Annotated in this window: 2 protein-coding genes; one reads left to right on the top strand and one right to left on the bottom strand. The window is 74.8% G+C overall.

What is annotated here, in order from left to right; genetic code table 11:
• Nucleotides 1-2,188: EAL domain-containing protein (locus tag G9H71_RS21600; RefSeq protein WP_166284835.1), on the bottom strand; the 2,188-nt coding region annotated here is incomplete at its 3' end.
• Between the two features lie 95 nt (nt 2,189-2,283).
• On the opposite strand from G9H71_RS21600, the gene G9H71_RS21595 reads away from it, so the two are divergent.
• On the top strand, nt 2,284-3,426 hold a 1,143-nt coding region (locus tag G9H71_RS21595; RefSeq protein ID WP_331273186.1), incomplete at its 3' end, for an MASE4 domain-containing protein.

The raw sequence follows: 3,426 nt of genomic DNA, 5'->3' as shown, positions 1-3,426 counted from the left end.
GACCCAGGTAGTAGCCCTGGCCGTGCGTCACGCCGAGGGTGCGAAGGCAGTCCAGCTCCTCCGCGGTCTCGATCCCTTCGGCGACGAGGCTGGCCCCGGTGTGGCGGGCGAACGTGGTGAGGGCAGCGGCGAGCGCGCGGCGGGTCGGGTCCTTGTGCACGTCGCGGATGAGGGTCATGTCGAGCTTGATGAGCTCGGGAGCGAGCGCGAGGACGTGCCGCATGCTGGCGAACCCCGCGCCCGCATCGTCGACGGCGATCCGCAGCCCACGTTCCCGCAGCGGCGCGAGGTGAGCGAGCAGTGCCCGGTAGTCCTCCACCCGCTCGTGCTCGGTGAGCTCGAGCACGAGCGCGTCGAGGGTCTGTCCCTCGAGTGCCCGGCCCAGTGCGGGCGAAGCGGCGATCGACGGTGAGACGTTGATGGAGACGAACCCGCGTGTGTCCGGGCGGTGCGCAAGGGCGGCGCGGACGGCGGCGAGCTCGAGCCGCTCGGAGGCGCCGACGCGGGCAGCGTCCGCGAACCAGCTGTCCGGCGCGCCGGTGGGGAAGCGGCTGAGCGCCTCGACGCCGGCGACCTGCAGGCGCTCGAGCTCGATGATCGGCTGGTACACCGTCCGGGGACCGCCGGCGCTGTGCAGGTCGTCCAGCCGCGCCAGGACCGCGCCGCGCTCGGCCGCCTGCTCCTCGTCGCGCGTGACGAGCTCCCCGAGCGCCTCGGCCAGGATCTCCAGGACGCTGGCGTCGCGCGGGCGCAGCTCGGGCTGGGCCTCGGTGGACAGCGCGCACAGCACGCCGTAGTCGGTGCCGTCACGAAGGCGAACGGGCACGCCGACGTAGGCCCCGATGCCGAGCGCTCTGGTGATCTCCAGGTCGCGGGTGGCGGGGTTTGCGGTCGCGTCCGGGACGACGGGCGCGAGCCGTCCGTCGAGCACACGCTGGCAGTAGGTCCCGGCCCGGTCCCAGGTGAAGCCGTGCGGGGCCGGGACGTCGGCCCGCGTCGCCAGGTGCCGGACCGCCCACGTGTCCCCCTCGAACCTGCCGAGGACGGCGGCGTCCATGCCCAGCTGGCGACGAGCGGAGTCGAGCAGCCGCTGAATCTGCCCCTGGGCGCTCGTCCCGTCGCAGGCCGAGCCCGTCGAGCGGCGAGCGTCAGGGCTGGGCGTGGAGCCGCGTGCCCCTCGCGTCGGGCGCAGGCCGGCGGCGCGCGTGGCCTTGTCCGCGTACATCGCGGCATCGGCCCGGCGCCAGGTCTCGACGAGGCCGGTCGCAGCGCGCCGGGTGGCCGCGCCGATCGAGGCGTGCACGTCGGCGTCGTGGAGGCTCCTGCGCAGCCGGTCGATGACGTTGACGACGGCCGCGGCGGAGGCGCCGGGCAGCAGCACGGCGAACTCGTCACCGCCGAGCCGGGCGACGAGGTCGTCGGCCCGGAACTGGCGGCGGAGCACGTCGGCGGCTCGGACGAGCAGCGCGTCGCCCTCGATGTGGCCGCCGGTGTCGTTGACGGCCTTCAATCCGTCGAGGTCGAGCACGATGACCGACGCGGTGAGCCCGAGCCGGCGGGCGCGGGACTCCTCGCCCTCCAGCGCGCGGTCCCAGGCACGGCGGTTCGCCAGCCGGGTCAACGCGTCCTGCTCGGCGGCGTCCTCGGCCTGCTCGGCGCGGCGTGCCTCCTGCTCGAGGCGCACCTCGTACGCGAGCAGCGTCCCCAGCAGCTCGGCGGCGAGCTCCACGTCGGGCAGCTGCAGGGCCATCGCCGGGTCGACCGGCGCGCGCGACCCGGCACAGACCGTCCCGAGGAGCTCTCCGTCGGGACCGGGCATCGGGACCGTCAGGTAGGAGGTGAAGGGCAGGCCCGTGGCGGCGCGCGCGTGCTGCCAGCCGGGCACGTCGTCGACCTGCACGGCGAACCGCGGCGCCTCGCCGGCGATGCTCGCGGCGCAGAAGGTGTCCCGCCACGCCAGCACGTCGTGAGCGGCGACGCCGACCGCTCCGGCGTCGAGGGCGGACAGGACCACGTAGTCCTCGCCGTCGCGGCGGGACACCGCCCACATGTCCATCCCGAGCCGCGCGTGCAACCGCTCGAGCGTCGCGCGGGCGGCCGAGGTGAAGTCGGCGACCGACCGCGCGGGTACGACGGCAGCGGCGTCCCGGGCTGCGGCGGGAGCGTCGACGGGCTCTGCTGGAGTCACCCGCCGTGCATCGGCAGGCCGCCCCTGCGCTTGAGGTGGCGAGCCTGCCGGCGGTTCGGCTAAGACCGCGGCGGCCCCGTCCGATGAGCACCGTCGTGTCCGCACGAGAGCCAGAGGTGCCTGAAGCCCGGGTCGGGGTGATGCCGCTCGCGTCCGCCAGTGCCGTGCCCCTGGTCGTCGCCGTCATCCTGCACGGTGCGGACGAGCCCCTCGGGCAGGTGCCGGCCTTCATGCCCGGGTTCCTGGCCACCGTCCTCGCCTTCGACCTCATCACGGTCGTGCTGCTGCTGAGCCAGTACCTCGCCGGCGGACGCGCACGGCTCCTGGCTCTCTCCTGGGCCTACGCGTGGTCCGCGCTCGTGATCGTCCCCCACGCGCTGGTGTTCTCCGGGCTCTTCACGCCGCACGGGCTGCTCGGCGCCACGCCCAGCAGCGCGCCCTGGCTCTGGACGGCCTGGCACGTCGGGCTTCCCGCGCTGATCGGCCTCTCGCTGGCACCGTGGCCCGCCCGCCTCGAGAACGCGCTCGACAGCGTGCGGCACCGTCGCTCGCTCGCAGCCGGCAGCCTGGTCGTCCTCACCGTCGTGGCGGGGGGAGCCACGTGGCTCGTGACGGCGGGCGCCAGCCACCTGCCGGTGATCATCCACAACGGCAGCTACGCCGTGCTCACCGACCGCTTCGGGCCCTGGATCGTCGCCGTCAACGTCGTCGCGCTGCTCGTCTCCGTCCTCGGAGTCCTGCGCCGCAGGCAGCGGGGGCTCGAGACGTGGGCCGTCGTGGCCGTCGTCGCCTCCTGCGGCGACGTCGTGCTCACGCTCTGGGCGACCGGCCGCTTCACGACCGGCTGGTACGCCGCCCGGCTGCTGGCGCTGGCCGCCGCGCTCGCCGTCCTCGCCTCCCTGCTGCGGGAGATCACGACCCTGTACGCCCGGGTGCGGGCCCACGCGGTCACCCTCACGCGGCAGTACGAGCAGTTGCAGGCGGCGCATGCGATGCAGGCGCAGCTGGCCGCTCGCGACATTGAGCTGCGCCACGTCCTGAGCGCCACGAGTGACGCGTTCGTCGCGGTCGACGAGGACGAGCGGATCACGACGTGGAACCCGGCTGCCGAGCGGATGTTCGGCTGGACCGCCCACGAGGCCATCGGCCTGACGCTGAGCGCGACGATCCTGCCGGCGCGCCTCGCCGCCGCGCACCGCGGCGGGTTCGCCCGGTTCCTCCGGACCGGCACGCCCGCC

This window comes from Motilibacter deserti (assembly GCF_011250635.1).
Lineage (GTDB): Bacteria > Actinomycetota > Actinomycetes > Motilibacterales > Motilibacteraceae > Motilibacter_A > Motilibacter_A deserti.
Note: the sequence above shows the minus strand (reverse complement) of the source record. Positions and strands in the feature narration are given on the sequence as shown.